Below are 25,075 nucleotides of genomic sequence, written 5' to 3' on the forward strand. Positions count from 1 at the left end.
CGGCCATGCCGGATGCCCACGGCTGTTTCGCCCCCTGCGCGCTGATCCCCATCTACAACCACGGCAGCACCATCGTGCGCACCGTGCAGGCGCTGCGTGCGCACGGCCTGCCCGTGCTGATCGTCGACGATGGCAGCGATGCAGCCACGCGCGAGATACTCGACGCGCTGGCTCGGGACACCGACGAAGTGCTGCTGCTGCGGCTGCCGCACAACCAGGGCAAGGGCCGCGCCCTCGGCCTGGGCCTGCGCGCCGCGCATGAAGCCGGCCACAGCCATGCGCTGCAGATCGACGCCGACGGCCAGCACGACACCGACGACGTGCCGCGCTTCATCGCCGCGGCGCGCACGCACCCGCGGGCGCTGATCTGCGGTGCCCCGATCTACGACGCCAGCGTGCCGCGGGCGCGTCTGTACGGGCGCTACGTCACCCACGTCTGCGTCTGGCTGGAAACCCTGTCGCTGGCGATCCGCGACTCGATGTGCGGCTATCGCCTGTACCCGCTGGATGCCGTCTGCGCGGAGATCGCGCACAAACCGCCGCCCGCGCGCATGGATTTCGACACCGAGATCGCGGTGCGGCTGGTCTGGCGCGGCCTGCCTGTGCTCAACCTGCCGACCCGGGTGATCTATCCGGCGAACGGCTTGTCCCACTTCCGCATGTTCCGCGACAACCTGCGCATCTCGGCGATGCACACCCGGCTGTTACTTGGCATGCTGCCCCGGGCGCCGCGGCTGTTGTGGCGCCGCTTGCGAGGAGAACCCGCATGCGTCGCCTGATGCTGCTGTTGCTGCTGTGTTGCCTCGTGCCGTTCGCCCACGCGCAGGCGGACGACACGCTGATGCAGAACGTGCTGGCCGAGCTGGGCCGGCATGCCGCCGTACGCGCCGACTTCACCCAGACCCGCAGCAATCCCGTGCTGGCCAAGCCACAGGTGAGCAGCGGCCGGCTGCTGTTCGTGCTCGGCCACGGCATGCTGTGGCAGACCGAATCGCCCTACCAGGAGACCCTGGCGCTTTCCGGCAGCCGCACCGCGCGCATCGACGCCGACGGTACGGCCCATGCCATGCGCGGCGACCGCGGCGTCAGCCAGGTTTCGCAAATGCTGCAAGGCATGCTGGGCGGCAAGCTGGACGAGGCGCTGCGCCAGTTCAAGGTCGAGGCCAGCGGCACACCCGCAAACTGGACACTGCGTTTCGTGCCGAAGCAGGAGCGCATGGCGCGCGTACTGGGCAGCATCGAACTGCGCGGCGACGCCTACTTGCAAGGCATCGCCATCGCGATGCAGGACGGCACCCGCACCGAAATCCGCTTCGCGCAGACCCGCGATGCCGGCGCGCTGACCGCGCTGGAGCGGCGCGCGCTCGGCCTGCCATGACGCCGCAGGCGCTCAAGCTGCGCGCCGGCCTGTTCGCCGTCGCTTCCCTGCTGATCGCCGCACTGGGCGCTTTCCTGCTGTTCGGCCGCGGCAAGCTGCCGATACAGACCGACCTGCTGGCCATGCTGCCGGCCACCGAACAAAGCCCGCTGGCCGAAGCCGCGGTGGAGCGGCTGGCCCACGCCAACGGCGACCGCGTGGCGCTGCTGGTAGCCGACGCCGACGACACCCGCGCCAAGGACGCCGCCCGCGCGCTGGGCAAGGCGCTGGCCACGCACAAAGTGTTCGGCTTAGTGACCGCCGAGCTGCCGCCGTTCGACCTGCAGCAACTGCTCGCGCCCTATCTGGCGCACCGCGACTGGTTGCTCACCGACGCCGACCGCGCCGCCCTGGCGAAGCCGGGCTACGACCCGGCACAGGCCTTGGCGCAACGCCTCAACGAGCCCTTCCTCACCGGCGTGGGCGTGCCGCTGCAGGACGATCCGTTCGGCTGGCTGCAGCACTGGCTTGCGCAGCAACCGTGGAGCCGCTCGCCGCTGCTGCCTGAGGACGACCTGCTGGTCGCGCATCGCGACGATGCCACCTACGTGCTGGTCACCGCCACGCTGGACGGTTCCTCCTACGACGACGACGTGCAGCGCCGTGCGCTGAGCGCCGTGCACGACGCCGAACAGCAGCTCGAACACGATTTCCCCGGCACCCGGCTGCTGCGCACCGGCGCGGTGTTCTACGCCGCCGCCGCGCGCACCGGCGCGGAGCACGACGTGCACATGGTGGGCTGGATCTCCTCGATCGGCATCGCCTTGCTGCTGCTTGGGGTGTTCCGTTCGCCCGGGCCGCTGCTGCTGGCCTTTCTCTCCACCGCGGTAGGCGTAGTCGCCGCCACTACCGTCTCGCTGCTGGTGTTCGGCCAGATCTACCTGCTCACCCTGGTATTTGGCGCCGCGCTGCTGGGCGAAGCGGTGGATTACTCGATCCAGTACCTGAGCGCGCGCGCCAATGCCGGCGCGCACTGGCAGGCCGGCGCGGGCCTGCGCCAGGTGCGCCCTGCCCTGTTGCTGGCGCTGGCCACTTCGCTGCTGGGCTACCTGCTGCTGGGGCTGGTGCCGTTTCCGGCACTGCGCCAGATGGCGGTGTTCGCGATCAGCGGCATGAGCGCCGCCTGCCTCAGCGTGTTCTGGCTGCTGCCGGCGCTGCTGCAACGCCCGGCGCGGCCGATGACAGCCGCACTGGTGCGCGGCGCGCGGGCCCTGCAACACACGCTGTCCCGCCCGGCGCACGGCTGGCGCGGCGTCTTGGCGGCGCTGCTGTTGCTGCTGCTCGCGCTGCCCGGCTGGATGCAGCTGCGCCACGACGACGACGTGCACAACCTGATCGCCCAGCCCGCCGCGCTCACCGCGCAGGAAACACAGATCCGTGACATCACCGGACTGGGCAATGGCAGCCAGTTCTACCTGGTGCAAGGCCGGGACAGCGCGCAGGTCGCGCAACGCGAAGAAGCACTGGAAACGCGGCTGCAGGCGCTGGTGGACGACGGCAAGCTGGAAGGCTGGCTGGGCCTGGCTGGCATGGTGCCCTCGCCGGCGCGGCAGGCACAGGACCACGCCTTGCTCGCCCGGCTGTTCCACGACCCCGCGCACCTGCGCCAGACGCTGGCCGACGCCGGCTTCCGCGCCGACGCCATCGATGCCTGGCTGGCCGCATGGCCCGGCGCGCCGCTGCGACTGGACGACTGGCTGAAGACGCCGCTGTCCACGCCGTTCCGCCAACTGTGGATGGGCTGCGACGCACAGGGCTGCGCTTCGCTGGTGCTGCCGCAGGGCAGCGACGACAACGCGTTGCTCGCCCAAGCCGCCGCCGGCCTGCCCGGCGTGCAACTGGTGGACAAGCCGGCCAGCGTCTCCGGCCTGTTCGGCCGCTACCGCGGCTACGCCAGCCTGTGGCTGCTCGCCGCGATGCTGCTGATCGTGCCCGTATTCGGCTGGCGCTACGGCTGGCGCCGCGCGCCACGCGTGCTGGCGCCGCCGGTGCTGGGCATCGCGCTCACCCTGGCCGCCCTGGGCTACCTCGGCCAGCCGCTGACCTTGTTCCACTGGATGGCGCTGATGCTGGTACTGGGCGTGGGCGCGAACTACGCGGTGTTCCTGCACGAGGGCGAGCCGCACACCGCCGGCCGGCCGGGCGCGATGTACGCCAGCGTGCTGCTCTCCGCGCTCACCGCCCTGCTCTCCTTCGGCCTGCTGTCGCTGAGTTCGCTGCCCGCGCTGCGGGATTTCGGCCTTACCCTGCTGCTCGGCATTGCATTCACCGCGCTGCTGGTGCCGGCGAGCCGGGCCACCACGGACACCACTGCGAGACTGCCACGATGAAACGCGTCGTCGTCACCGGCATGGGCGGCATCACGCCGCTGGGCCACGATTGGGCCACGATTTCCGAACGGCTGCACCAACGCCGCAACGCGGTGCGGCGCATGCACGAATGGGATTATTTCGACGCGCTGAACGGCCGCCTCGGTTGCCCGGTGGACGACTTCGCGACGCCGCCGTGGCCGCGCCAGAAAACCCGCTCGATGGGCCGCGTGTCGCAACTGGCGGTGGCCGCCAGCGAACACGCGCTGCGCGACGCCGGCCTGATCGACGACGCGGCCATCCGCGACGGCCGCATGGGCGTGGCCTATGGCTCCTCCGGCGGTAGCGTGGAGCCGGTGCGGGTGATGGGACGCATGCTGGACACCGGCTCGATGCAAGGCGTCACCGCCACCAGCTACATCCAGATGATGGCGCACACCACGGCGGTGAACGTGGGCGTGTTCTTCGGCTTGAAAGGCCGCGTGATCCCCACCTCCAGCGCATGCACCTCGGGCAGCCAGGCGATCGGCTACGGCTACGAGGCGATCCGCTGCGGCAGGCAGCAGCTGATGCTGTGCGGCGGCGCGGAGGAGCTCTCCGGCCCCGGCGCCGCGGTGTTCGACACGCTGTTCGCCACCAGTACGCGCAACGACGAGCCTGCGCTCACGCCGCGCCCGTTCGACGCGCGCCGCGATGGCCTGGTGGTGGGCGAAGGCGCCACCACCCTGGTGCTCGAGGAATACGAACACGCCAAGGCGCGCGGCGCCACGATCTACGCCGAGGTGGTCGGCTTCGGCTGCAACTCCGACGGCGCCCACATCACCCAGCCCACCGCCGAGACGATGGCGGTGGCGATGCGCCTGGCGCTGGACGACGCACAGCTGCCGGCTGGCGCGATCGGCTACGTCAGCGCGCACGGCACCGCTACCGATCGCGGCGACGCGGCCGAGAGCCACGCCACCGCCACCGTGCTGGGCGCGGGCGTGCCGGTCAGCACGATGAAGAGCTACGTGGGCCACACGCTGGGCGCCTGCGGCGCGCTGGAGTCGTGGTGGGCGATCCAGATGATGCGCGACGGCTGGTTCGCGCCGACGCTCAACCTGGACGAACGCGCTCCCGACTGCGCCGAACTTGACTACCTCACCGGCGCAGGCCGCGCCATCGCCACCGACGTGGTGATGAACAACAACTTCGCCTTCGGCGGCATCAACACCTCGCTGATCTTCAAGGCGGTCGGTTGATGCGTCTGCGCGACGCCAGCGGCCTGCCGCGCGTGGTCATCACCGGCATGGGCGCGGTGAGCTGCGTGGGCACGGGCGTGTCCGCGTTGCTCGACGCACTGCGCGCGCGCCGCCACGGCCTGCGCGCCATGGATGCCTTTGCAGCGCTGGGCATGCGCGGCAAGGTCGGCGGCCCGGTGGACGAGGCCGCGCTGCCGCCGGAGCCGCCGCGCAAGCTGCGCCGCTTCCTGCCCGCCCCGGCGCTGTACGCCTGGCATGCGGCCAACGAGGCGCTGGTGCAGGCCGGCCTGCCCGCCGCCCGCCTCGCCGGCGCCGACTGCGGCCTGGTGCTCGGCGGCGGCGCGGCACTCAGCGAGCACGAAGAAGCACTGGCCGACCATCGCGCCAGGGGCATCGCGAAACTCTCGCCCTTCCTGGTGCCGCGCGGCATGAGCAGCGCACTGTCCGCCAGCCTGGCCCATGCCTTCGGCATCGGCGGCAGCAGCTACACGGTCAGCTCGGCCTGCACCAGTTCGGCGCACGCGATCGGCCATGCGATGGAGCTGATCCAGCTCGGCCGGCAGAACGTAGTCATCGCCGGCGGCGCCGAAGAGCTGCACCCCAGCACCGCGATGTGGTTCGACGCGATGGGCGCGCTGTCGCCGCAGGCCGCATCGGCCGACGCTTCGCGCCCGTTCCACCGTGCGCGCGACGGCTTCGCGCTGGCCGCCGGCGCCGGCGTGCTGGTGCTGGAATCGCTGGAACACGCGCGATCGCGCGGCGCCACCGTGCTGGCGGAGCTCGCCGGCTATGGCAGCGCCACCGACGCAACCAGCATGGTCGGCCCCAGCGCCGACGGCATCGCCCGCGCGCTGCGCCAGGCGCTGGACCGCGCCGGCACGCTGCCCGACTACATCAACGCACACGCCGGCGGCACACAGGGCGACCTCGCCGAATGGCAGGCCATCGCCGCCGTGTTCGCCGAGCGCGGCGCGGCGGTGCCACCGATCTCCTCGATCAAGGGGCTGCTCGGCCACGCGCCGGGCGCGGCCGGCGCGCTGGACGCGATCGCCTGCCTGCTGATGCTCGAACACGGCTTCCTCGCCGCCGGCGCGCCGCTGGACGATCCCGACCCGGCCTTTGCCGGCGCGCCCTTGCTGGCCGCGAACCGTGCACAGCGCATCGATGCCGCGCTCAGCAGCAGCTTCGGCTTCGGCGGCAGTTGTGCCGCGCTGCTGTTCCGCCGCCCGGCGGAGGACGCCGCATGATCGCGTTCCGCCTCGAAGGCTGGCGGGCCTGGGCGCCGGGGCTGGACAGCGCAGCGGGCTGGCAGGCCTGGGCGCAGGCACCGGACGTCGTGCCCGACGATGCGCAGGCGCAGCCCGCCTGCGCCTTCCTGCCCACCTTGCAGCGACGCCGGCTGAGCCGGCTGGCGCGGATGACGATGGAAACGGCGTGGCCGCTGTGCGGCGACGCCGAACAGCTGCCCTTCGTGTTCGGTTCGCGGCACGGCGAAACGCCGCGCACCTGGCAGTTGCTCGGCGAAGTCGCCGATGGCCAGCCGCTGTCGCCGACCCAGTTCGGCTTGTCGGTACACAACGCCATCGCCGGCCAGTGGTCGATCCTGCGCGGCCAGCACGGCGAATCGGCGGCCATCGCCGGCGAAGCCGACACCTTCGAACACGCGCTGCTGGAAGGCGCCCTGCAGCTGGCCGCCGGTGCGCCATCGGCGCTGGTGGTAGTGGCTGAGGAACGGCCGCCGCCGGCTTACGCGCGGTGGATCGCCGATGTGCCGTTCTCCTATGCTGTGGCGCTGCGGCTGGGGAAGCTCGACGCGGACGCTACGGCACCCGCCGATGGCGACTGGCAGCTGCGCCTCGGCCACGGCCACGACGATGCGCCCTGTGCCTGGCCGCACGCGCTGGATTTCCTGCGTGCCCTGCTCACCCGCGAGACCTCGCTTCAACACACCTGGAAGGCACGCCGATGGAACTGGCAACGTATCCGCTGAACCAGCGCCGCGACTTCTGGGCCTGGCGCCTCATCGCCACCGGCGCCAGCTTCGTGCTGTTCGGCCTGGGCGGCCTGGTGTTGCGCGTGCTGGTCCTGCCCCTGCTCGGCTGCCTGCCGGGCGACACGCTGGTCAGGCGCCGGCGGGCGCGCGACGCGATCAGCAAAGCGTTCTGGCTGCACGTGCAGTTCATGTACCGCACCCGCGTGCTGGACTTCGTCATCGATGGCGCCGAGCGGCTGGGGCGCCCCGGCCAGCTGGTGGTAGCCAACCATCCCTCGCTGATCGACGTGGTGTTCCTGATCTCACAGATCCGCGACGCGAACTGCGTGGTGAAGCAGGGGCTGTTCGGCAACCCGTGCACGCGCGGCCCGGTACGCACCGCGCAATACATCGGCAACGACGGCAGCATGGAGATGCTCGAACGCGCCGCCGACGTGCTGCGCGATGGCCAGTGCCTGATCGTGTTTCCCGAGGGCACGCGCACGGTACCGGGCCAACCGCCGCGGTTCCACCGCGGCGCGGCGTCGATAGCGCTGCGCGGCGCGCGCACGGTGACGCCCGTGTTCATCACGGTCGACCCGCCCACGCTGACCAAGGGCCGGCCGTGGTATCACATTCCGCCTTGCCGCTTCCGCGTGCGGCTGCACGTGGGTGCGGACATCGATCCGGCCCCGTTCCGCGACGACGCGCCGATGCCGATCGCCTCGCGCCGCCTCAACGACCACTTGCACCAACTCTTCCTCAGGGAGCTCGCCGCCTCGTGAACGCACCGACCCATACCGCGCTGGCCCACACCGCGCTGGAGCAGGAGATCGCCCAGCTCGTCATCGACACGCTGAACCTCGAAGACCTTGCCGTCGCCGACATCCCGCCACAGCAGCCGCTGTTCGGCGACGGATTGGGGCTGGATTCGGTGGATGCGCTGGAACTGGCGCTGGCGCTGCAGAAGCGTTACGACATCCGCATCGCCTCGGACGACAAGGACGCGCGCCGCCACTTCGCCAGCGTGGCCAGCCTCGCCGCCTTCGTCGCCAGTCAGCAGGCCGCATGCGCAAACTGATTCCAGAGCCTGCCCATGGCCCCACCCTGGCCCGCGCCGGGATCGGCTGGCATTTGCCAGCCGATCCGGCCCAAAGGGTTGAATCGCTACGCCCGCACAGCGACTCAACGCGAACCACGGTGAAGCCATGAACAGGCTCTCAATCCTCCTGCCGCTGATCGGCATCCTGTATCCGTTCCTGGTTTACTTCGGGATGGAGACGGTGCCGCCGCACGTGTTCGCGCTGGCGCTGGCGGCGGCGTGGCTGCTGCGCGCGCCGTTCCTGCTGCGCGAACCGGGCGGGCGCTGGATGCTGATCGTGGCGCTGGCCTATTGCGCGCTGCTCGGCGTCAGCGGCGAGTCCGCGCTGCTGCGCTGGTACCCCACCCTGATCAGCTTGTTCCTGCTGCTCACCTTCGGGCTCAGCCTGGTGTACGGGCCGCCGGTGGTGGAGCGCATCGCCCGCGTGCGCGAACCGAACCTACCGGACGCAGCGATTCCCTACACGCGCAAGGTCACCTGGGTCTGGGTGGGCTTCTTCGTGTTCAACGCCGTGGTGTCGGCCGCACTCACGCTGTACGCACCGCTGAAATGGTGGACGCTGTACAACGGCCTGATCGTGTACTTCATCATGGGTCCGCTGTTCGTCGGCGAATGGCTGTTGCGCAAACGGTTGCGGGTGAACGCGTGAGCGCGCCGCGCACCGCCCCGGCGATCCTGGACGAACGGCGCGACGGCGACGAATGCACGCTGCGGCTGCGCATACCGGACGAGCTCGCCTACTTCCCCGGCCACTTCCCGCAGGCACCGGTGCTGCCGGGCGCAGTGCAGATCGCCTGGGCGCTGCAGCTGGCCGCGTCGCGGCTCGGCACCGCACCGCAGTGCCGCGAGATGGAAGCGCTGAAGTTCCAGCGCCTGCTGCAGCCGGGCGACCACGTGACGCTGGCGCTGCGCTACGACCGCGCACGCGGCAAGCTGCACTTCGCCTACCGCGAAGCCGAGACGGCGTACTCCTCCGGCCGCCTGGTGCTGGAGCCGCGTGCATGAGCGAGGCGCAGGCGGCCACGCAGCAGCACTGGTCCGCGCAGCGCGAGCGCGGCAGCCTGCTGCTGATGCGCTTCACCGCTTTCGTGGCGCGCCGTTGCGGACGACGCCTGCTGTCGCCGTTGCTGCACCTGATCGTGCTGTACTTCTTCCTCACCGGGCGCCGCGCGCGGCGCAGCATCCGCGAATACCTGCAGCGCCTCGCCGCGTGGAGCGGCCGCGACGGGCTGCTGCCGACGCCGCGCCGCGTGTTCGCGCAGTTCATGGCTTTCGCCGACTGCCTGTTGGACCGCCTCGACGTGTGGCGCGGCGCACTGCGGCTGGAACAGGTGCGCCTGATCGACCCCGACGGTCTGCGCGCGCAACTGCTGGCGACCCGCAGCGGCGGCCGCGGCCAGCTGCTGGTCGGCACCCACCTGGGCAACCTCGACGTCTGCCGCGCGCTGGCCGAACTGGGCGAACAGGTGCCGCTGAACGTGCTGGTGCACACGCACCACGTCGCGCACCTCAACCGCCTGCTCGGCGAAGCGGGTGAACAACGCATGCGGCTGATCCAAGTCAGCGAACTGGACGCCGCGCTGATGCTCGACCTGTCGCAACGCCTCGAGCGCGGCGAATGGCTGGCCATGGCCGGCGACCGCGTGCCCCTGCACGATGGCCGCCGCATCGAGGTGGATTTCCTCGGCCATCCCGCCGCGTTCGCACAGGGGCCGTGGCTGCTGGCCGGCCTGCTCGGCTGCCCGGTGAACCTGATGTGCTGCCTGAAGATAGCCGGCCGCTACGAGATCCGGCTGGAACGCTTCCTCGATGCGCCGGCCTGGGAACGCGGCCAGCGCGACGCAGCCATCGCCGGCTGGGCGCAGCGCTACGCCGACCGTCTCGCCGAGTGGTGCCTGCTGGCACCGCAGCAGTGGTTCAATTTCTACCCGTACTGGGGAAGCACCGATGCGTAGCCGCGGCGTGCTGCATGTGGACACCGAGGTCACCGTGCCGTTCTTCGACGTCGACTCGATGGACGTGGTCTGGCACGGCCACTACGTGAAGTACCTGGAAATCGCCCGCTGCGCCCTGCTCGACCGCATCGGCCACAACTACACGCAGATGAAGGCGGCCGGCTATGTGTGGCCGGTGATCGACCTGCAGCTGCGCTATGCGCGCGCCGCGCGCTTCGGCCAGCGGCTGGTGGTGCGCGCCGACCTGGTCGAGTGGCAGAACCGCCTGAAGATCCATTACCTCATCAGCGACGCCGCCAGCGGCGAACGCCTCACCCGCGCCAGCACCGTGCAAGTGGCGGTGCGCCTTGCCGACGGCGCGATGCAGCTGGTTTCGCCGGCCGTGTTCATCGACGCAGTAGAGCAGTGTCTTTCCGGAAGTTTCGCATGACCTACGCCAGCCCCACCTACGTCGAGGAAACCCGCATCGGTTTCCGCTTTCTCGCCACCCACACCTGGCAGCACCATGTGTTGCGCGTGGCGATCAACGACTTGAAGCGTCTGCTCGGCGAACCGCTGCCACGCGGCGGCGTGCTGCTCGACGCTGGTTGCGGCCAGGGCAAGTCGTTCCGACTGCTGCAGGCAGCCTTCGCGCCCGACCGGCTGATCGGGCTGGACGCCGACGCGCACAGCCTGGCGCTGTCGCGCGCCGAGGCGCAGCGCGAAGGCATCGCCGCGGAACTGATTGCCGCCGACTGCGCGCACATCGACCTGCCCGACGCCAGCGTGGACGTGGTGTTCTGCCATCAGACCTTCCATCACCTGGTCGAGCAGGAGCGTGCGCTGGCCGAGTTCTGGCGCGTGCTGAAACCCGGCGGCCGGCTGCTGTTCGCCGAATCCACCAAGGCCTACATCGACAGCTGGGTGATCCGCTGGTTCTTCCGCCACCCGATGCACGTGCAGAAAAGCGCCGAAGGCTACCTGGCGATGCTGCGCACGCAAGGCTTCGAGTTCACCGACGCCAACGTCTCGCTGCCCTACCTGTGGTGGAGCCGGGCGAAGGATTTCGGCCTGCTCGAACGCTGGGGTCTGCGCGCACCGCCGCCCCCCGGCCAGCGCGAGGAAACCCTGGTGAACGTGGCCGCCCGCAAACCGGCGCAGGCATGAACGCAACCTTCCTCAACGCACTAGGCGTGGTCTGCGCGCTGGGCGCGGGCAAGGATGCGGTGGCCGAGGCGTTGTTCGCCGGTGAGGAACACGGGCTGCAGGCGGAGTCCGGCTGGATCCCCGGCCACGCGCCGCCGCTGGGTGCGGTGCGCACGCCCTTGCCCGGCATCCCCGGAGCGCTGGCTGCCTCGCGCGACAACCGCTGCAACCGCCTGCTGCTGGCGGCGGCGCAGGAAATCGAAACCGACCTCCGCGCGGCCATCGCGCGCCACGGCGATGCGCGCGTCGGCGTGGTGCTGGGCACCAGCACTGGCGGCATCGAGGAAGCCACCCACGGTCTCGCCGCGTATCGCCGCGACCAGGCCTGGCCGGCGGATTACCGCTACGCGCACCAGGAGCTGGCCGGGCCCGCCGAATTCCTCGCCGAATGGCTGGAGCTGGCCGGCCCTTGCTACACGATCTCCACCGCCTGCACCGCCGGTGCACGCGCCCTCATCAGCGCGCAACGACTGCTGCAGGCCGGCCTCTGCGACGCGGTGATCTGCGGCGGTGTGGATACGCTGGCGCGGCTGCCGCTGAACGGCTTCCACGCGTTGGGCGCGATGGACCCCGCACGCTGCAATCCGTTCTCGCGCGAGCGCCGCGGCATCAACATCGGCGAGGCTGCCGCGCTGTTCCTGATGACACGCGAGCACGGTCCCGTGCAGTTGCTCGGCGCGGGTTCGAGCTCCGACGCCTACCACATGTCCTCGCCCGACCCGGAAGGCCTGGGCGCCCGGCAGGCGATGCACGCCGCGCTGGCGCAGGCCGGACTGGAGCCCACGCAGATCGACTACCTCAACCTGCACGGCACCGCCACCACGCACAACGACGCCATGGAGGCGCAGGCGGTGGCCGCAGTGTTCCCGCTCGGCGTGCCGTGCTCGTCGACCAAGCCGCTCACCGGCCACACGCTGGCCGCCGCCGGCGCGCTGGAAGCGGCGTTCTGCTGGCTCAGCCTGCGCAACGGCCGGTTGCCGCCGCAGCCATGGGACGGCCTAGCCGATCCCGAGCTGCCCGCGCTGCGCTTCGTCGAGATCGGCGCACGCCTGCCGGACGGCCAGCCGCACCGGCTGATGAGCAGCTCCTTCGCCTTCGGCGGCAACAATGCCTGCCTGATCCTGGGGGACGCCGCATGACCGCCTGGCCCATCGCCGAACTGTTGCCGCACGCGGGCGAGATGATCCTGCTCGACGCGGTGCTGGAACACGGCCCCGAGCATGCCGTATGCAGCCGGCGCGTCCCGGCCTCCGGCCTGTTCCACGACGCGAACGGCACACTGCCGGCGTGGATGGGGGTGGAGCTGATGGCGCAGGCCATCGCCGCCTGGGCCGGTTGCCAGGCCAGGGAAGCCGGCGAGCCGGTGCGGCTGGGCTTCCTGCTCGGCACCCGCCACTACACCTGCAACGTGGCCGCCTTCGCGCCCGGCAGCGAGCTGCGTGTCGAGGCGCGGCGCGACTTCCACGACGACAGCGGCATGGGCGTGTTCGCCTGCCGTATCGAGGCACCCGGCGTGCTGGCCGAGGCCCGGCTCACCGTGTTCAGCCCGCCCGACGCCAGCGCCTTGTTTCAAAGCGGCAACTCCCCATCACCCGCAACGGAGTCCTGACATGGCCGACACCATCCTGGTCACCGGCTCCAGCCGCGGCATCGGTCGCGCGATCGCGCTGCGGCTGGCGCAGGCCGGCTACGACCTCGTCCTGCATTGCCGCGCGAAACGCGACGAAGCCGAGGCGGTGCGCGCAGACATCGAGGCCATGGGCCGCGCCGCGCGCGTGCTGCAGTTCGACATCGCCGACCGCGAAGCCTGCCGCGCCGCGCTGGAAGCCGACGTGGAACAACACGGCGCCCCCTACGGCGTGGTGTGCAACGCCGGACTCACCCGCGACGGCGCGTTTCCCGCGCTCTCCGACGAGGACTGGGACCGCGTGCTGCGCACCAACCTCGATGGCTTCTACAACGTGTTGCACCCGCTGGTGATGCCGATGATCCGTCGCCGCGCGCCGGGCCGCATCGTCTGCATCACCTCGGTGTCCGGCCTGATCGGCAATCGTGGCCAGGTCAACTACAGCGCGTCGAAAGCCGGCGTGATCGGCGCGGCGAAAGCGCTGGCGGTGGAACTGGCCAAGCGCAGGATCACCGTGAACTGCGTGGCGCCCGGCCTGATCGACACCGACATGCTTGACGCCGACGTGCCGGTGGAGGACATCCTCAAGGCCATCCCCGCGCAGCGCGCCGGTACGCCGGAGGAAGTCGCCGCCGCGGTGGCTTTCCTGGCGAGCGCGGAAGCCGGCTACATCACCCGCCAGGTGCTCGCCGTCAACGGCGGCCTGTGCTGAATGCGGCGAAGCATGGCAGCATGCTGGCTCGGCGCGCCCTTCACGACGGTTGCCCACCCTGCCCACCCAAGGAGACAGAAACGCATGAAAGCACTCACCATCGGTCTTACCGCCTTGCTTCTGGCCGCTCCGGCCGCCGCCATGGCCAGTGACAAGGTGATCCACCTGTCGTTCGAGAACGGCGTGGCTGCCGCCCAGAAGGCCGGCCAGATCGACGGCAGCGTGAAGTTCTACCTGGCCGGCAACGGCCCGCACGGCAAGGTGGTCAACGACAACGTCACCATCAACCGCAAGACCAATGCCTTCGGCAAGAGCGACGAGGAAACCTGCAACCACGTGCTCGCCACCGACCTGATCTACCTGCAGAGCGAGGCCAAGCAGGCCGGCGCCAACGCGGTGACGGAGATCGTCAGCAACTACAACGACACCGAGTACCGCGACGGCCAGAACTACGAATGCCACAAGGGCTTCCTGATGTCCGGCGTCGCGTTGAAGGCCAAGCTGGTCAAGCTGCCCTGAACACCCCCGCTACCCGCTGCTGAACGAAAACGCCGGCCCTGTGCCGGCGTTTCCTTTCGCGCCGGGGCCGGCCGGCGGCGTCGATGCCGCCCATACGGCCGGCACGCTATCATTCGCCTCCTGATCCCCACGGAGTGTCCTCGTATGCGCCCCTTCCCGCTTGGCGAGGAAATCGACCTGCTGCGCGACACCGTGCACGCCTTCGCCGAGAAGGAAATCGCGCCGCGCGCCACCCAGATCGACCACGACAACCTGTTCCCGGCCGACCTGTGGAAGAAGTTCGGCGACCTGGGCCTGCTCGGCATGACCATACCGACCGAGTACGGCGGCACCGGCATGGGCTACCTCGCGCACATGGTGGCGATGGAGGAAATCTCGCGCGCGTCGGGCTCGGTGGGCCTGTCCTACGGCGCGCACTCCAACCTGTGCGTCAACAACATCTTCCATAACGGCAACGAGGCGCAGCGCAAGAAGTACATCCCCAAGCTGTGCTCGGGCGAGTACGTGGGCGCGCTGGCGATGAGCGAGCCCGGCGCCGGTTCCGACGTGGTCGGCTCGATGAGCTGCAAGGCCGAGCTGAAGGACGGCGTGTGGGTCGCCAATGGCTCGAAGATGTGGATCACCAACGGCCCCGACGCCGACGTGCTGCTGGTCTACATGCGCACCGCGCCGCGCGCCGCCGGCAGCCGTTGCATGACCGCCTTCATCGTCGAGAAGGGCATGAAGGGTTTCTCCACCGCGCAGAAGCTGGACAAGCTCGGCATGCGCGGCTCCAACACCTGCGAACTGGTGTTCGAGGACTGCGAGATCCCCGCCGAGAACGTCGTGGGCGAGGTGAACGAAGGCGTGCGCGTGCTAATGAGCGGCCTGGACACCGAGCGCCTGGTGCTCTCCGGCGGCCCGATCGGCCTGATGCAGGCGGCGCTGGACCTCACCCTGCCCTACGTGCGCGAGCGCAAGCAGTTCAATGCGCCGATCGGCACCTTCGGCATGATGCAGGCCAAGGTGGCCGACATGTACACCGCGCTGCAGAGCTCGCGCGGCTTCGCCTACATGGTGGCGCAGCAGTTCGACACCGGCGTGAAGTCGCGCGTCGATCCCGCTGCCTGCCTGCTCAACGCCTCCACCAACGCGGTGAAGGTAGCGCTGGAGGCGATCCAGTCGCTGGGCGGCAACGGCTACATCAACGAGTTCCCCGCCGGCCGCCTGCTGCGCGACGCCAAGCTGTACGAGATCGGCGCTGGCACGAACGAGATCCGCCGTATGCTGATCGGCCGCGAGCTGTTCCACGGCAAGGCGTAAGAGTCATCCCCTCTCCCACGTGTGGGAGAGGGGGCGCGGCGGGGCCGCGCTCAGATACTCAGCGAAGCTGCGCTGCGGATCGCCGCTCCTTCCGTCCGGTGCAGGTCGAACACCAGCACCTCGTTGTCGCCCGCGTGCAGCCACGAAGCGGGACAGTACAAACGCTGCTGCGGGCCGATGTTCCAATAGCGCCCCAGCAAGTGGCCGTTGACCCACAGGTAGCCCTTGGCCCAGTCCGCCATGTCGAGGTAGCAGTCGCCTGCCTGCTGCAACGACAGCCTGCCCTTGAAGAACACGCCCGGCCGCGAAGGCTTGCCGCGCAGCGGCTGCAACGACGCCAGCCACTTGCCGTCCAGCGGCAGGCTCACCGCCTCCCAGCCTTCCAGCGCCCGGCCGTTCAGTTGCACCTCGCCGACGATGCCCTTGCGGTCGGCCGTCGCGTGGCCGTAGCCGACGTGGCCGAAGCTGTCGACGAGAATTTCCAGCAGCGACTCGTCGCGGCTGGCCGGCAGTTGCAGCCGGTTGCCTGCGCGCAGCTTCGGATGCTCCGCGCGCGAGATGTAGTCGACGTAGCGGCCGCCGCGGAACACCGTGGCGTAATCGCGCACGCCGTCGATGCTCAGCCCGCCACCGCCCTGCACGGCCCGGCGGTACAGCACCATGCCGTGGTCCTGGCCGAACAACAGTTCGTTGGGCTGCGGCTGCTGCACCCGCTTCGCCGCCGGCAGGTTGTCCCACAGCGCGGCGTGCGGCTGCGGCGTGAACGGAGCGAAGCTCGCCATCGGCGGCGTGGCCGGTACCTCGGGCAAGGGCTGCGTCGCGTGGGCGGCGAACATCTTGCGGAAACCGTGGTAGTCCGCCGTGGGTGCGCCGTGTTCGTCGATCGGCGCGCCGTAGTCGTAGCTGGTGATCACCGGCTGGAACTTCGAGTAGTCGCCGTTCGCATTGGCGCCCGCGCCGAAACCGAAGTTGCTGCCGCCGTGCACCACGTACAGGTTGAACGAACGGCCCTCCGCCAACAGTTTGCCCAGCGTGTCGGCGAAATCGCCGCGCGCGAAATCCTTGTCGCCCCAGTGGGTGATCCAGCCGGGGTAGCCCTCGCCCATCCATACCGGCATCTCGCCGGCAATGGTCTGGGCGGCCGCGAAATCGGTATCGCCATCCAGGCCGAGCGCCGTGCCGGGCAGATAGGTCTTCGCCTCGCGCACCTGGCCCAGGCCGTCGGAGATCGAGAACGGCCCGTGCACGCCGTGCCGTTCCCACAGCGCGCGGATCGCTTCGAGATAGCCGAGATCCTTGCCGAACGAGGCGTACTCGTTCTCCACCTGCACCATCAGGACCGGGCCGCCGTTTTCTGCCAGCAGCGGCTTCACCACCGGCGCGACGGTGGCGATGTAGCGGCGCACCGCGGCCATGTAGTCGGCGTCGTCCTTGTCGCGTATGCGGATGTGCGGGTGGCGCAGCAGGTACGGCGGCAGTCCGCCGAAGTCCCACTCGCCGCAGATGTAGGGACCGGGGCGCAGGTACACCCACATGCCTTCTTCCTGGCATAGCCGGATGAAGTGCGCGAAATCGCGGTTGCCGCTCTTGAGGTCGAACACGCCCGGCTCGGACTCCAGCGCGTTCCACATCAGATAGACGGAAATCGTGTTCAGCCCCATCGCCTTCGCCATGCGGATGCGGTGGCGCCAGTACTCGACGGGAATGCGGATCGGGTGCATCTCGCCGCTCATGATCTGGAACGGCTTGCCGTCGAGCAGGAAGTGCTGCGCAGAAAGCGCGAAGCGATGCGGCCGGCCATCCGGCTTGATGCCGACCGTCGCCGTGGCGGCCTGCGCGCCGTCGATGCGCCAACCCGCGCCCAGGGCCCATGGAGTCAGCATGCTCAGGCGCAGGAAGGTTCGGCGTTGCATGGTGTACTCCTCGTGGATGGCATCAGTCGCGGCTGTGCGGCCAGCGCACCTGCAAGGGGTTCGACCAGCGCAACGAATAATCATACAAATATGACTGCCAGGCATGGAAGTCGTGCATGTCGCCCTGCGACCAGCCGGCACCGGAGGCGAAACGGATGCTGTCGCCGTCGGCCACGTCGAACAGCGCCCAGGCCGCATCGTGTGTGGTGGCGTAGCGCGCCTTCTCGCCCGGCGCCAGCAACAGCGCGGTGGCGATGCGGCCGGCGCTGGCTTTCTGTGGCGTGTCCCACACGGCGATCCGCGCGGCGCCGTCGTGCACGGAGTCGGCGCCGGCATGCACGGCCACGCCCGCGGCCACGGTTGCGCGCGATGCGCCTTCGATGCGGTAGCTCACCACCTGCTCGTTGAGATGCGAACCGGCATCCAGCGTGATCACCTTGTGCTGGCGCAGCAGTGCGTTGCCCACGCGCCACGCCGGGTAATCCACCTCGAAACGCAACCGCACCGGGCCCAGCGCGGTGATGCGCACCTTCGCGGCGTTGTGCGAGGCCACCGGCACGCCGTCCAGCCAACCTGCGGTGCCGCCATCGCCGGGCGTGCGGCCCACGTCGTAGCTGTCCATGCCGTCGCCGTGGTCGATGTGGTAAGACATCGAAGGATCGTTCAGCCGCTGGCCTTCGGCGTCGCGGCGGTACCACGCGTCGACCACGTGGCGCGGCGGTCGCTTGGACCATACGTCGATGCCGGGAAATACCTGGCCGGTCTTTTCCAGCGCGGTGCCGTAGATGCGATAAGCCACCTGCTCGTTTTCCCAGGCGAAGTCGTCGTCGCGTTCGGGCACGAGGCGGGCATAAAGAGGATTCGCGGATGCCGGCGCCGGCTTCGGCGCCGGCAGGATTTCCAGCCGTTCGGTGGCATGCGGCGCGATATCCATCTGCACCAGCAGGCAGTCCGGCACGTCGCCGCCGTCGCTCGCGTAAAGCTGCACGGGCAGCCAGCCGGCTGCGCCGGCCTCGCGCACGGCCAGCTGGCCCGGTTTCCATTGCGGGCGGCGCCGCAGCACCTCGGCCAGCGGCAACGACAGCACCTCGGCGTGGCGTGCCAGTGCGAGCGGATTGCTCACCGCCAACGGCAGCGGCGGCGTGCCCCGGCCTGCCACGGGCGCGGCAGTCGCGGCGCCGGCAGCGGCGCCCAGCAACAGCAACGCCGCTATGCCACACCTCTTGTTGCGCACATGCCTAGCCATCCCGTCTCCGGCCAACAGAAAGAATTCGAAACTTTCAAAATCTGTTGAAACTTTTCGAAACTCTATCCTAAGCTCGACTTCGGCCTCAACACGCCATCCGTCTCCGGGATCGCCATGCCATCCGCACGCCTCGCACCGTCCCCGCTTCCATCGCGCCTGCTGGCCGGCGCGCTATGCCTGCTGGCCAGCCTGCTGTTGGCAATGTCGCCGGGCAACGCGCGGGCCGACGATCCCCAGGCCGGCGATGCGCCGGCCAACCCCGGTCCGCGCGCGCAGCTTTCCGGCGCGATGCATTCCGCCGACATCCGCCGCGCCGCGGCAATGGTCGCCGCCTGGCAATACGGCCGGGTCAAGGACCACGACAGCCTGGACTGGACCTACGCCCCGCTCTATCTCGGCTTTCTCAGCGCCACGGAACTGCTGCACGAACCGCGCTACGCGGACTACGTGCGTGGCGTGGGCAAGCATGCCGGCTGGGGCCTCGGCCCACGCGTGCACCATGCCGACGACCAGGCGGTGGCGCAGGCCTGGCTGGCGCTGTACGCACGCACGCCCGACGCAGCGATGCTCAAGCCGCTGCGCGAACGTTACGACGCGCAGATGCGCGAACCCGACGATACGCAGCGACCGCTGTGGTGGTGGTGCGACGCACTGTTCATGGCGCCGCCGACCTGGGCCGGCCTCGCCCGCACCACGCACGACACGGCGTATCTCGACTACATGGATCGCCAGTGGCGGATCACCAGCGCGCTGCTGTACGACCCGGCGGAACACCTCTACAGCCGCGACGCCTCTTATCTGCACAAGCACGAGCGCAACGGCAGCAAATTGTTCTGGAGCCGCGGCAATGGCTGGGTGATGGCCGGCCTCGCACGCGTGCTGACACTGATGCCGGCCGGCTATCCGCAGCGTCCGCGCTACGTCCAACAGTTCCGCGAGATGGCCGCGCGGCTGGTGCAACTGCAAGGCCGCGACGGTCTGTGGCGCGCCGGCCTGCTGGATGAGGACGCCTATCCGCGCCCCGAGACCTCCGGTTCCGCCTTCATCGTCTACGCACTGGCGTGGGGCGTGCGCCACGGCGTGCTGGACGACGCCAGCTATCGTCCCGCGATCGAGCGCGGCTGGCGCGGGCTGGTCGGCGAAATCTATGCCGACGGCCGGCTCGGCGACATCCAGCCGATCGGCGCCGCGCCGGGTGACTATCCGCCCGGCGCCAGCTACGTGTACGGCGTGGGCGCCTTCCTGCTCGCCGCCGGCGAAGTCGATGCGCTGAGCAAGGAGACATCGCGATGAACACGCGCCACCTCATTCCCGTCGCCCTGCTCACGCTCACCTGCGCCGCAGCCCACGCCGACGATGCGCCCCGCTGGTGGTGCCCGCTGACCGCACCATCGCCCGCGCATGCGAACGATGCCGTGGTGACCGACGCGCTCGCGCACCTGGATGCCCAGCCACACCCCATGGCCCACGTGCACACACAAGGCCTGCTGCCGCACCAAGGCATCCACGACGCCAGCGACGAAGCCGAACGCGACTGGCCGCTGGCGCTGCGGGCCGCGGTAGCGTGGCGCTTGAGCGGCAAGCCGGAACTGTTGCAGCAGGCGGCGCGTTACCTCGACGCCTGGGCCGGCACCTACCAGCCCGATTTCAACCCGATCGACGAAACCAACCTCGCCAACCTGTTCCAGGCCTACGTGCTTACCCACGACGCCCTGCCCGCCTCCACCCGCAAGGCGACGGCCGCGCTGATCCGCCGCATCGCCGAGGGTTACCTCACGCGTCTGCAAGCCAAGACCGGCTCCACCTACATCAACGACATCAACAACTGGCAGAGCCATCGCATCAAGCTGCTCGCCACCAGCGCCGCCGCACTGGGCGATCCGCAGCTGGTCGCCGCCGCGCGCGAGCGGCTGCTGATCCAGGTGGCCGCCAACATCCGCCCGGACGGCAGCACGGTGGACTTCGCCCAGCGCGACGCCTTGCACTACGTCACCTACGATCTTGAGCCGCTGGTACAGGCCGCGCTCGCGCTCTCGTCCTACGGCAAAGACAACCTGCTGGAGGCACGCTCCTCCACCGGCAGCTCCATCGCCGCCGCACTGGACTGGCTGGCGCCCTGGGCCGAAGGCCGGCGCACACACCAGGAGTTCGTGCACACCAGCGAACCGTTCGACATCGAACGGCAAAAGGCCGGACTGAAGGGCTACGGCGGCGCCTGGGACCCGCACAACAGCGCCGCGCTGTATGCGCAGGCAGCGGTGTTGATGCCGAAGTACCGCACACTGGCCGGGCAACTGGGTAACGCACCACCGGTACTGCAAGCCTGTGCGGCCATGCCCGGGGACAAGCGATGAAGCGCACCGCCACATTCACACTCATCGCATGCCTGGTCACATCGGCCTGCGCTGCCGCAGACATCACCACCGCCTGGCACGATCAACGCTTCAATGCGGACGTCAGCGGCGTGGTGGGCCGGTCCGACATCGTGCTGGGGCATGCGAACCTGCGCGCCGACGAAGCGATGCCGCTGGGCAACGGTCGCCTGGGCCTCGCCGCGTGGTCGCAGGACGGCCTGACCTTGCAGCTCAATCGCGCGGACACCTTGCCGGGCCGCCTTTCGCCGGGACAGGTACTGCTGCCCGGCCTCAAGCGCCTGGTCGACGCGCCCGACTATGCAGGCCGGCTCGATCTCCACGATGGCGAATTCCGCGAAAGCGGCGCCGGCATGCAGGCCACGGTCTACGTGCAGCCCGATACGGATGTCGCGGTGATCGATGTGCATGGCGCCGATCCGGATGCGCGGCAATCCGTGCTGCTGCAGCTGTGGCAACCACGCCAGCCGCAGACCATCGCGCAACAGGGCTTGGCTGCGCTCGCCGAAACATGGAAGGACACCGGCGAGGCCGGCGCCTCCGGCCAGACCTTCGGCTCGCTGGCCGCCATTACCGCGCTTGCACGCGACGTACGCGGGCAGGTGCAAGGGCCGCAGACGGTGGCGTTGTCGTTCAAGCCCAACGCGGATGGCTCGTTCCGCGTGCTGGTCGCTGCGCCAGCGTGGAAAGGCGGCGACGCCATGCGCAGCGCGAGGCGGCTGCTCGCCGACGCCGGCGGGGTTCCCGACACCGCGCATCGTGACTGGTGGAGTGCATTCTGGCGACGCGCCGGCTTGATGAAGCTGACTTCCGCCGACGGCAGCGCCGAGTACATGGAGAACCTGCGCGCCATCGACCTGTATGCCACCGCCGCCGAAAGCCGCGGCCCGCTGCCCGGCTCGCAGGCAGGCATCGCCGACCTGTTTTCTTCCACCCGCGACCAGCATCGCTGGTCGCCTTCCGCGTACTGGCACTGGAACCTGCGCATGCAGGTCGCCGCCAACCTCGGCGCCGGCCTGTACGAACTGAACACGCCATACTTCAACCTCTACCGCAGCAACCTCACCAGCATCGAAGCCTGGACGCGCGCGCAAATGGATGGCCGCCCCGGCGCCTGCGTGCCGGAGACCATGCGTTTCAACGGCCGCGGCTACGAGAACGCGAACTGGCTGAAGCAGCCCGGCGTGAATTGCAGCACCAAGTCGCCGCCGTACTACAACGCGCGCACGCTGAGCACCGGCGCCGAGATATCGCTGTGGATCTGGCAGCAATACCTCGCTACGCAGGACCGTGCCTTCCTCGCCGCCAACTACCCGGTGATGGCCGCCTCCGCGCGCTTCCTGCTTGCCTATGCCAGGCCCGGCGCGGACGGCCTGCTGCACACCTTTCCCTCCAACGCGCACGAAACCCAGTGGGACGTGCACGACCCCACCACCGACATCGCGGCGATGAAGGCGGCGTTCCCCGTCATCATCGAGGCGGCGCAAACCCTGCACACCGATGCCGCGCTGATCGCCGAGCTGCAGAAGGCCTTGCCGAAGATCCCTGCACTGCCGCTGCAGAAATCCGGCGGCGATGATGTGATCGGCCCCTCCTACGACGCCGGCGCAGAAATCCAGAACACCGAGAACATCGGCCTCGAACCTGTCTGGCCCTATGCGCTGATCGGCGACAGCGGCCCACAACACGCGCTCGGCGTGCAGACGTACATGCAACGTCCGAACAAGTTCGAAAACGACTGGAGCTACGACCCGCTGCAGGCCGCGCACCTCGGCCTCGCCGATGAAGTGAGAACCGCCCTGCTGACGCTCACCGGCAAATACCAGAAATACCTTTCCGGCTTCTCTGGATTCACCGGCAACGAGTTCTATGTCGAGCAAATGGGCGTGGTCGCCGCCACGCTGCAGGATGCGCTGGCGCAGGACCACGACGGACTGATCCGCATCGCACCCGCGTGGCCCAAAGGCTGGAACGCCGATGCCACGGTCTATATCCAGCAACGCAGCAAGGTCGATCTGCAGATTCGCGATGGCGTGCCGAACACTGTGGTGATCGAAGCAGGTACCGATGGCCGCATAGCGGTGCGCAATCCATGGCCCGGGCAGGCTACGGAGGCCGTCGCCTCAGGCAGCGGCACGCGTGTCGCCGAAGCCGATGGCCACGACGACGTGCTTCGGCTCAGCGTGCAGGCCGGCAAGGCCTATCTGATCCGGCGCGTCGATCGATCCGGCGCGGAACCCGTCTATACAGCGATCGACGGGACAGCGGCCAGCAAACCGAAAACACTGGGAGCGCGGCGTATCGGGCTGCCCTGACGGGTGGCCGCCCCTCAATCGTGCAAGCTGACGGCGCCGGCAATCGCCGCGCCGCGGGTGCGATGGAAGTCCAGCACCAGGATCTCGTTGACACCCTTGCGCCACCACGGCGCCGGGCAATACAGCCGCTGCTGCGGCCCGAGGTTCCAGTAGCGCCCCAGCAGGTGGCCGTTGACCCACAGATAGCCCTTGCGCCAGGCGCTCATGTCCACGTAGGCATCGGCTTCGACGTCGCGCGTGACTTCGGCGCGGAAGAACAGGCCCGGTCGATCGGGTGCCGATGGCGCAGGCGCATGGCGCACGCGCTGCAGCAGCGCGTCGTCCACCGGCAGGCTGTAGACATCCCAGTCCAGCAGCGTCTGGCCGTCCAGTTGCGCGCCGCCGACCAGACCCTTGCGGTCGTTGTATATCTGCGCGTTGCCGATATGGCCGAAACTGTCGATCAGCAGGTCGAGCACGCGCTCCTGCCCGTCCAGGGCGAACTTGCCCGTGGTGTGCAGGCGGGGGTCGACGACACGCGAGACGTAGTCCACATAGTTGCCGTCCGTGAACACCGTGGCGTAGTCGTGCACGCCGGTGAACTGCAGTTGCCGGCCGCGCACGCGCTTGCGGTAGAGCACCATGCCCTGGTTCTGGGCGAACAGTTCCTCGTTGGAGCGCGGCGCGTGCACCTTCTGCGGCGCCGGGAGAAGATCCCACAGCGAGGCCACCGGCTTCGCTTGCACCGGATCGAAACCCGCGATGGTTGGCGTCGCCGGCACTTCGGGCAGACCGCGCCGCGAGTGTTGCGCGAGCAAGGCGCGGAAACGGTGATAGGCCGGCGCGGGCGCGCCATGCTCGTTGATCGGCGAGCCGTAGTCGTAACTCGTGGTCACTGTCGAGAAACCGCTACCGTCCGGGCGCGAACCACCGCTGGAGGTGAGGCCGAAGTTAGTGCCGCCATGCACCACGTACAGATTGAACGAGCGCCCGGCGGCCAGCAATTGCTTCAGCGTCGGCTCGAAATCGTCCTTGGGGAAGTCTTTCTCGCCCCAGGAGGAAATCCAGCCGGGATAGCCCTCGCCCATCCATACCGGATGATCGCCGGCGATCGCCTGCGCCGCGTCGAAATCGGTATCGCCGTCCAGGCCCAAGGCCACGCCCGGCAGATAAGTGTGCTTGGACTGGATCTGGCTGAAACCGTCGGAGATCGAGAACGGACCTTCGATGCCGCGTTCCAGCCACAACCGGCGCAGCACTTCGAGATAAGCGAGGTCGCTGCCGTACGAGGCGTACTCGTTCTCGATCTGCAGCATCAGGATCGGTCCGCCGTTCGCCACCAGCAGCGGCGCGATGCGCGGTGCGACGTGGTCGAAATAGCGCCGCACCGCGGCCATGTAGCGCGCATCGTCCTTGGTGCGCACGACGATGCTCGGATCGCGCAGCAGGTATGAGGGCAGGCCACCGAAATCCCATTCACCGGCAACGAAGGGGCCGGGGCGCAGGTACACCCACATGCCCTCCTCCGCGCACAGGCGGATGAAGCGCACGAAGTCGCGCGCGCCGCTGTCCATGTCGAACACACCGGGCTCGGACTCGTAGGCGTTCCACATCAGGTACAGGCTGACGGTGTTGAGGCCCATCGCCTTCGCCATGCGGATGCGCTGCCGCCAGTACACCGGCGGAATGCGGATCGGGTGCATCTCGCCGCTCATGATCTGGAACGGTTTGCCGTCGAGCAGGAATTGCCGCTTGCCGAAACTGAATCGGTGCGGCTTGCCGTCGTTGGGCCGCGGCGTGTGTTCGTCCTGCGCGGGAAGTGCATCGGCACGCAGGCCAAAATCCGCGGCCAGCGTGCCGGCCACACCGAGCGCGCCGAGTTTCAGGAAGTGCCTGCGTTGCATCGGGA

General features: G+C 69.2%; 24 protein-coding genes. 21 read left to right on the forward strand and 3 right to left on the reverse strand.

Annotated elements, in window-relative coordinates:
• Positions 1–5: 5 nt before the first annotated feature.
• The 18 genes from ISP14_RS00820 (at position 6) to ISP14_RS00905 (ending at position 15,341) form a co-directional block, all read left to right on the forward strand.
• Positions 6–779 carry a glycosyltransferase family 2 protein gene (locus ISP14_RS00820; protein WP_404535195.1) on the forward strand — a complete coding sequence of 258 codons (774 nt, stop codon included), beginning with the start codon at positions 6–8 and terminating at the stop codon, positions 777–779.
• A complete protein-coding gene (locus ISP14_RS00825; RefSeq protein ID WP_404535198.1) occupies positions 767–1,378 on the forward strand; it encodes a LolA family protein in 612 nt (203 codons plus the stop codon). Before ISP14_RS00820 ends, ISP14_RS00825 begins: the two co-directional genes overlap by 13 nt.
• Entirely contained in the window at positions 1,375–3,747 is a 2,373-nt protein-coding gene (locus tag ISP14_RS00830; protein ID WP_404535200.1) for an MMPL family transporter, read from the forward strand. The genes ISP14_RS00825 and ISP14_RS00830 overlap by 4 nt, the downstream gene beginning before the upstream one ends.
• A complete protein-coding gene (locus ISP14_RS00835) occupies positions 3,744–4,967 on the forward strand; it encodes a beta-ketoacyl-ACP synthase (protein WP_404535203.1) in 1,224 nt (407 codons plus the stop codon). Before ISP14_RS00830 ends, ISP14_RS00835 begins: the two co-directional genes overlap by 4 nt.
• On the forward strand, positions 4,967–6,214 hold the full coding sequence (locus tag ISP14_RS00840) for a beta-ketoacyl-[acyl-carrier-protein] synthase family protein (protein ID WP_404535206.1): 1,248 nt from the start codon (positions 4,967–4,969) through the stop codon (positions 6,212–6,214). Before ISP14_RS00835 ends, ISP14_RS00840 begins: the two co-directional genes overlap by 1 nt.
• Positions 6,211–6,957, forward strand: coding sequence for a beta-ketoacyl synthase chain length factor (locus tag ISP14_RS00845; protein WP_404535208.1), 747 nt, complete (start codon positions 6,211–6,213; stop codon positions 6,955–6,957). Before ISP14_RS00840 ends, ISP14_RS00845 begins: the two co-directional genes overlap by 4 nt.
• On the forward strand, positions 6,933–7,724 hold the full coding sequence (locus ISP14_RS00850) for a lysophospholipid acyltransferase family protein (RefSeq protein ID WP_404535209.1): 792 nt from the start codon (positions 6,933–6,935) through the stop codon (positions 7,722–7,724). Before ISP14_RS00845 ends, ISP14_RS00850 begins: the two co-directional genes overlap by 25 nt.
• Positions 7,721–8,020, forward strand: a complete 300-nt coding sequence (locus tag ISP14_RS00855) for a phosphopantetheine-binding protein (RefSeq protein ID WP_404535212.1) — start codon at positions 7,721–7,723, stop codon at positions 8,018–8,020. The genes ISP14_RS00850 and ISP14_RS00855 overlap by 4 nt, the downstream gene beginning before the upstream one ends.
• A 127-nt stretch (positions 8,021–8,147) precedes the next feature.
• Positions 8,148–8,690 carry a COG4648 family protein gene (locus tag ISP14_RS00860; protein WP_404535214.1) on the forward strand — a complete coding sequence of 181 codons (543 nt, stop codon included), beginning with the start codon at positions 8,148–8,150 and terminating at the stop codon, positions 8,688–8,690.
• A complete protein-coding gene (locus ISP14_RS00865; protein WP_404535216.1) occupies positions 8,687–9,046 on the forward strand; it encodes an ApeI family dehydratase in 360 nt (119 codons plus the stop codon). The genes ISP14_RS00860 and ISP14_RS00865 overlap by 4 nt, the downstream gene beginning before the upstream one ends.
• Positions 9,043–9,996, forward strand: coding sequence for an LpxL/LpxP family acyltransferase (locus ISP14_RS00870; RefSeq protein ID WP_404535218.1), 954 nt, complete (start codon positions 9,043–9,045; stop codon positions 9,994–9,996). Before ISP14_RS00865 ends, ISP14_RS00870 begins: the two co-directional genes overlap by 4 nt.
• Positions 9,989–10,426, forward strand: coding sequence for an acyl-CoA thioesterase (locus ISP14_RS00875; RefSeq protein WP_404535220.1), 438 nt, complete (start codon positions 9,989–9,991; stop codon positions 10,424–10,426). Before ISP14_RS00870 ends, ISP14_RS00875 begins: the two co-directional genes overlap by 8 nt.
• Positions 10,423–11,142, forward strand: a complete 720-nt coding sequence (locus ISP14_RS00880; RefSeq protein ID WP_404535222.1) for a class I SAM-dependent methyltransferase — start codon at positions 10,423–10,425, stop codon at positions 11,140–11,142. Before ISP14_RS00875 ends, ISP14_RS00880 begins: the two co-directional genes overlap by 4 nt.
• Positions 11,139–12,320: a beta-ketoacyl-[acyl-carrier-protein] synthase family protein gene (locus ISP14_RS00885; protein WP_404535224.1), complete on the forward strand. Its 1,182-nt coding sequence runs from the start codon at positions 11,139–11,141 to the stop codon at positions 12,318–12,320. The genes ISP14_RS00880 and ISP14_RS00885 overlap by 4 nt, the downstream gene beginning before the upstream one ends.
• Positions 12,317–12,790 (forward strand): ApeP family dehydratase, encoded by a 474-nt coding sequence (locus tag ISP14_RS00890; RefSeq protein ID WP_404535227.1) that lies wholly within the window; start codon positions 12,317–12,319, stop codon positions 12,788–12,790. Before ISP14_RS00885 ends, ISP14_RS00890 begins: the two co-directional genes overlap by 4 nt.
• A 1-nt stretch (position 12,791) precedes the next feature.
• Positions 12,792–13,520: a 3-oxoacyl-ACP reductase FabG gene (gene fabG, locus ISP14_RS00895; protein WP_404535229.1), complete on the forward strand. Its 729-nt coding sequence runs from the start codon at positions 12,792–12,794 to the stop codon at positions 13,518–13,520.
• 84 nt (positions 13,521–13,604) lie between these two features.
• Complete coding sequence (locus tag ISP14_RS00900; RefSeq protein WP_404535231.1) at positions 13,605–14,039, forward strand: excinuclease; 435 nt, start codon at positions 13,605–13,607, stop codon at positions 14,037–14,039.
• Positions 14,040–14,183: 144 nt separating this feature from the next.
• Entirely contained in the window at positions 14,184–15,341 is a 1,158-nt protein-coding gene (locus tag ISP14_RS00905; protein ID WP_404535234.1) for an isovaleryl-CoA dehydrogenase, read from the forward strand.
• A 50-nt stretch (positions 15,342–15,391) separates the two neighbouring features.
• On the opposite strand, the gene ISP14_RS00910 is transcribed toward ISP14_RS00905, so the two are convergent.
• Together ISP14_RS00910 and ISP14_RS00915 are read right to left on the reverse strand one after the other, a co-directional pair.
• Positions 15,392–17,254: a beta-galactosidase gene (locus ISP14_RS00910; protein WP_404535236.1), complete on the reverse strand. Its 1,863-nt coding sequence runs from the start codon at positions 17,252–17,254 to the stop codon at positions 15,392–15,394.
• Between the two features lie 22 nt (positions 17,255–17,276).
• On the reverse strand, positions 17,277–18,500 hold the full coding sequence (locus ISP14_RS00915) for a DUF4861 family protein (RefSeq protein ID WP_404535238.1): 1,224 nt from the start codon (positions 18,498–18,500) through the stop codon (positions 17,277–17,279).
• Positions 18,501–18,614: 114 nt separating this feature from the next.
• On the opposite strand from ISP14_RS00915, the gene ISP14_RS00920 reads away from it, so the two are divergent.
• From ISP14_RS00920 to ISP14_RS00930, 3 genes are read left to right on the forward strand one after another with little or no spacing between them, the layout of a single operon-like run.
• Entirely contained in the window at positions 18,615–19,793 is a 1,179-nt protein-coding gene (locus ISP14_RS00920) for a glycoside hydrolase family 88/105 protein (protein WP_404535240.1), read from the forward strand.
• Positions 19,790–20,854, forward strand: coding sequence for an alginate lyase family protein (locus ISP14_RS00925; protein ID WP_404535242.1), 1,065 nt, complete (start codon positions 19,790–19,792; stop codon positions 20,852–20,854). The genes ISP14_RS00920 and ISP14_RS00925 overlap by 4 nt, the downstream gene beginning before the upstream one ends.
• Positions 20,851–23,187 (forward strand): glycosyl hydrolase family 95 catalytic domain-containing protein, encoded by a 2,337-nt coding sequence (locus ISP14_RS00930; RefSeq protein WP_404535244.1) that lies wholly within the window; start codon positions 20,851–20,853, stop codon positions 23,185–23,187. Before ISP14_RS00925 ends, ISP14_RS00930 begins: the two co-directional genes overlap by 4 nt.
• Before the next feature lie 14 nt (positions 23,188–23,201).
• Here the strand turns inward: ISP14_RS00930 and ISP14_RS00935 are convergent, their stop codons facing one another.
• Positions 23,202–25,070: a beta-galactosidase gene (locus ISP14_RS00935; protein WP_404535247.1), complete on the reverse strand. Its 1,869-nt coding sequence runs from the start codon at positions 25,068–25,070 to the stop codon at positions 23,202–23,204.
• Between the last annotated feature and the right edge of the window lie 5 nt (positions 25,071–25,075).

The sequence above is a fragment of the Dyella agri genome, from assembly GCF_044904705.1.
GTDB classification, from domain to species: Bacteria; Pseudomonadota; Gammaproteobacteria; order Xanthomonadales; family Rhodanobacteraceae; genus Rhodanobacter_A; species Rhodanobacter_A agri.

Coding starts and splice junctions, on each gene's coding strand:
- ISP14_RS00915 (WP_404535238.1), bottom strand. CDS start 18,500: ATGGCTAGGCATGTGCGCAACAAGAGGTGTGGCATAGCGGCGTTGCTG.
- ISP14_RS00900 (WP_404535231.1), top strand. CDS start 13,605: ATGAAAGCACTCACCATCGGTCTTACCGCCTTGCTTCTGGCCGCTCCG.
- ISP14_RS00845 (WP_404535208.1), top strand. CDS start 6,211: ATGATCGCGTTCCGCCTCGAAGGCTGGCGGGCCTGGGCGCCGGGGCTG.
- ISP14_RS00870 (WP_404535218.1), top strand. CDS start 9,043: ATGAGCGAGGCGCAGGCGGCCACGCAGCAGCACTGGTCCGCGCAGCGC.
- ISP14_RS00885 (WP_404535224.1), top strand. CDS start 11,139: ATGAACGCAACCTTCCTCAACGCACTAGGCGTGGTCTGCGCGCTGGGC.
- ISP14_RS00910 (WP_404535236.1), bottom strand. CDS start 17,254: ATGCAACGCCGAACCTTCCTGCGCCTGAGCATGCTGACTCCATGGGCC.
- ISP14_RS00860 (WP_404535214.1), top strand. CDS start 8,148: ATGAACAGGCTCTCAATCCTCCTGCCGCTGATCGGCATCCTGTATCCG.
- fabG (WP_404535229.1), top strand. CDS start 12,792: ATGGCCGACACCATCCTGGTCACCGGCTCCAGCCGCGGCATCGGTCGC.
- ISP14_RS00820 (WP_404535195.1), top strand. CDS start 6: ATGCCGGATGCCCACGGCTGTTTCGCCCCCTGCGCGCTGATCCCCATC.
- ISP14_RS00890 (WP_404535227.1), top strand. CDS start 12,317: ATGACCGCCTGGCCCATCGCCGAACTGTTGCCGCACGCGGGCGAGATG.
- ISP14_RS00840 (WP_404535206.1), top strand. CDS start 4,967: ATGCGTCTGCGCGACGCCAGCGGCCTGCCGCGCGTGGTCATCACCGGC.
- ISP14_RS00825 (WP_404535198.1), top strand. CDS start 767: ATGCGTCGCCTGATGCTGCTGTTGCTGCTGTGTTGCCTCGTGCCGTTC.
- ISP14_RS00875 (WP_404535220.1), top strand. CDS start 9,989: ATGCGTAGCCGCGGCGTGCTGCATGTGGACACCGAGGTCACCGTGCCG.
- ISP14_RS00935 (WP_404535247.1), bottom strand. CDS start 25,070: ATGCAACGCAGGCACTTCCTGAAACTCGGCGCGCTCGGTGTGGCCGGC.
- ISP14_RS00850 (WP_404535209.1), top strand. CDS start 6,933: ATGGAACTGGCAACGTATCCGCTGAACCAGCGCCGCGACTTCTGGGCC.
- ISP14_RS00920 (WP_404535240.1), top strand. CDS start 18,615: ATGCCATCCGCACGCCTCGCACCGTCCCCGCTTCCATCGCGCCTGCTG.
- ISP14_RS00835 (WP_404535203.1), top strand. CDS start 3,744: ATGAAACGCGTCGTCGTCACCGGCATGGGCGGCATCACGCCGCTGGGC.
- ISP14_RS00925 (WP_404535242.1), top strand. CDS start 19,790: ATGAACACGCGCCACCTCATTCCCGTCGCCCTGCTCACGCTCACCTGC.
- ISP14_RS00880 (WP_404535222.1), top strand. CDS start 10,423: ATGACCTACGCCAGCCCCACCTACGTCGAGGAAACCCGCATCGGTTTC.
- ISP14_RS00905 (WP_404535234.1), top strand. CDS start 14,184: ATGCGCCCCTTCCCGCTTGGCGAGGAAATCGACCTGCTGCGCGACACC.
- ISP14_RS00930 (WP_404535244.1), top strand. CDS start 20,851: ATGAAGCGCACCGCCACATTCACACTCATCGCATGCCTGGTCACATCG.
- ISP14_RS00830 (WP_404535200.1), top strand. CDS start 1,375: ATGACGCCGCAGGCGCTCAAGCTGCGCGCCGGCCTGTTCGCCGTCGCT.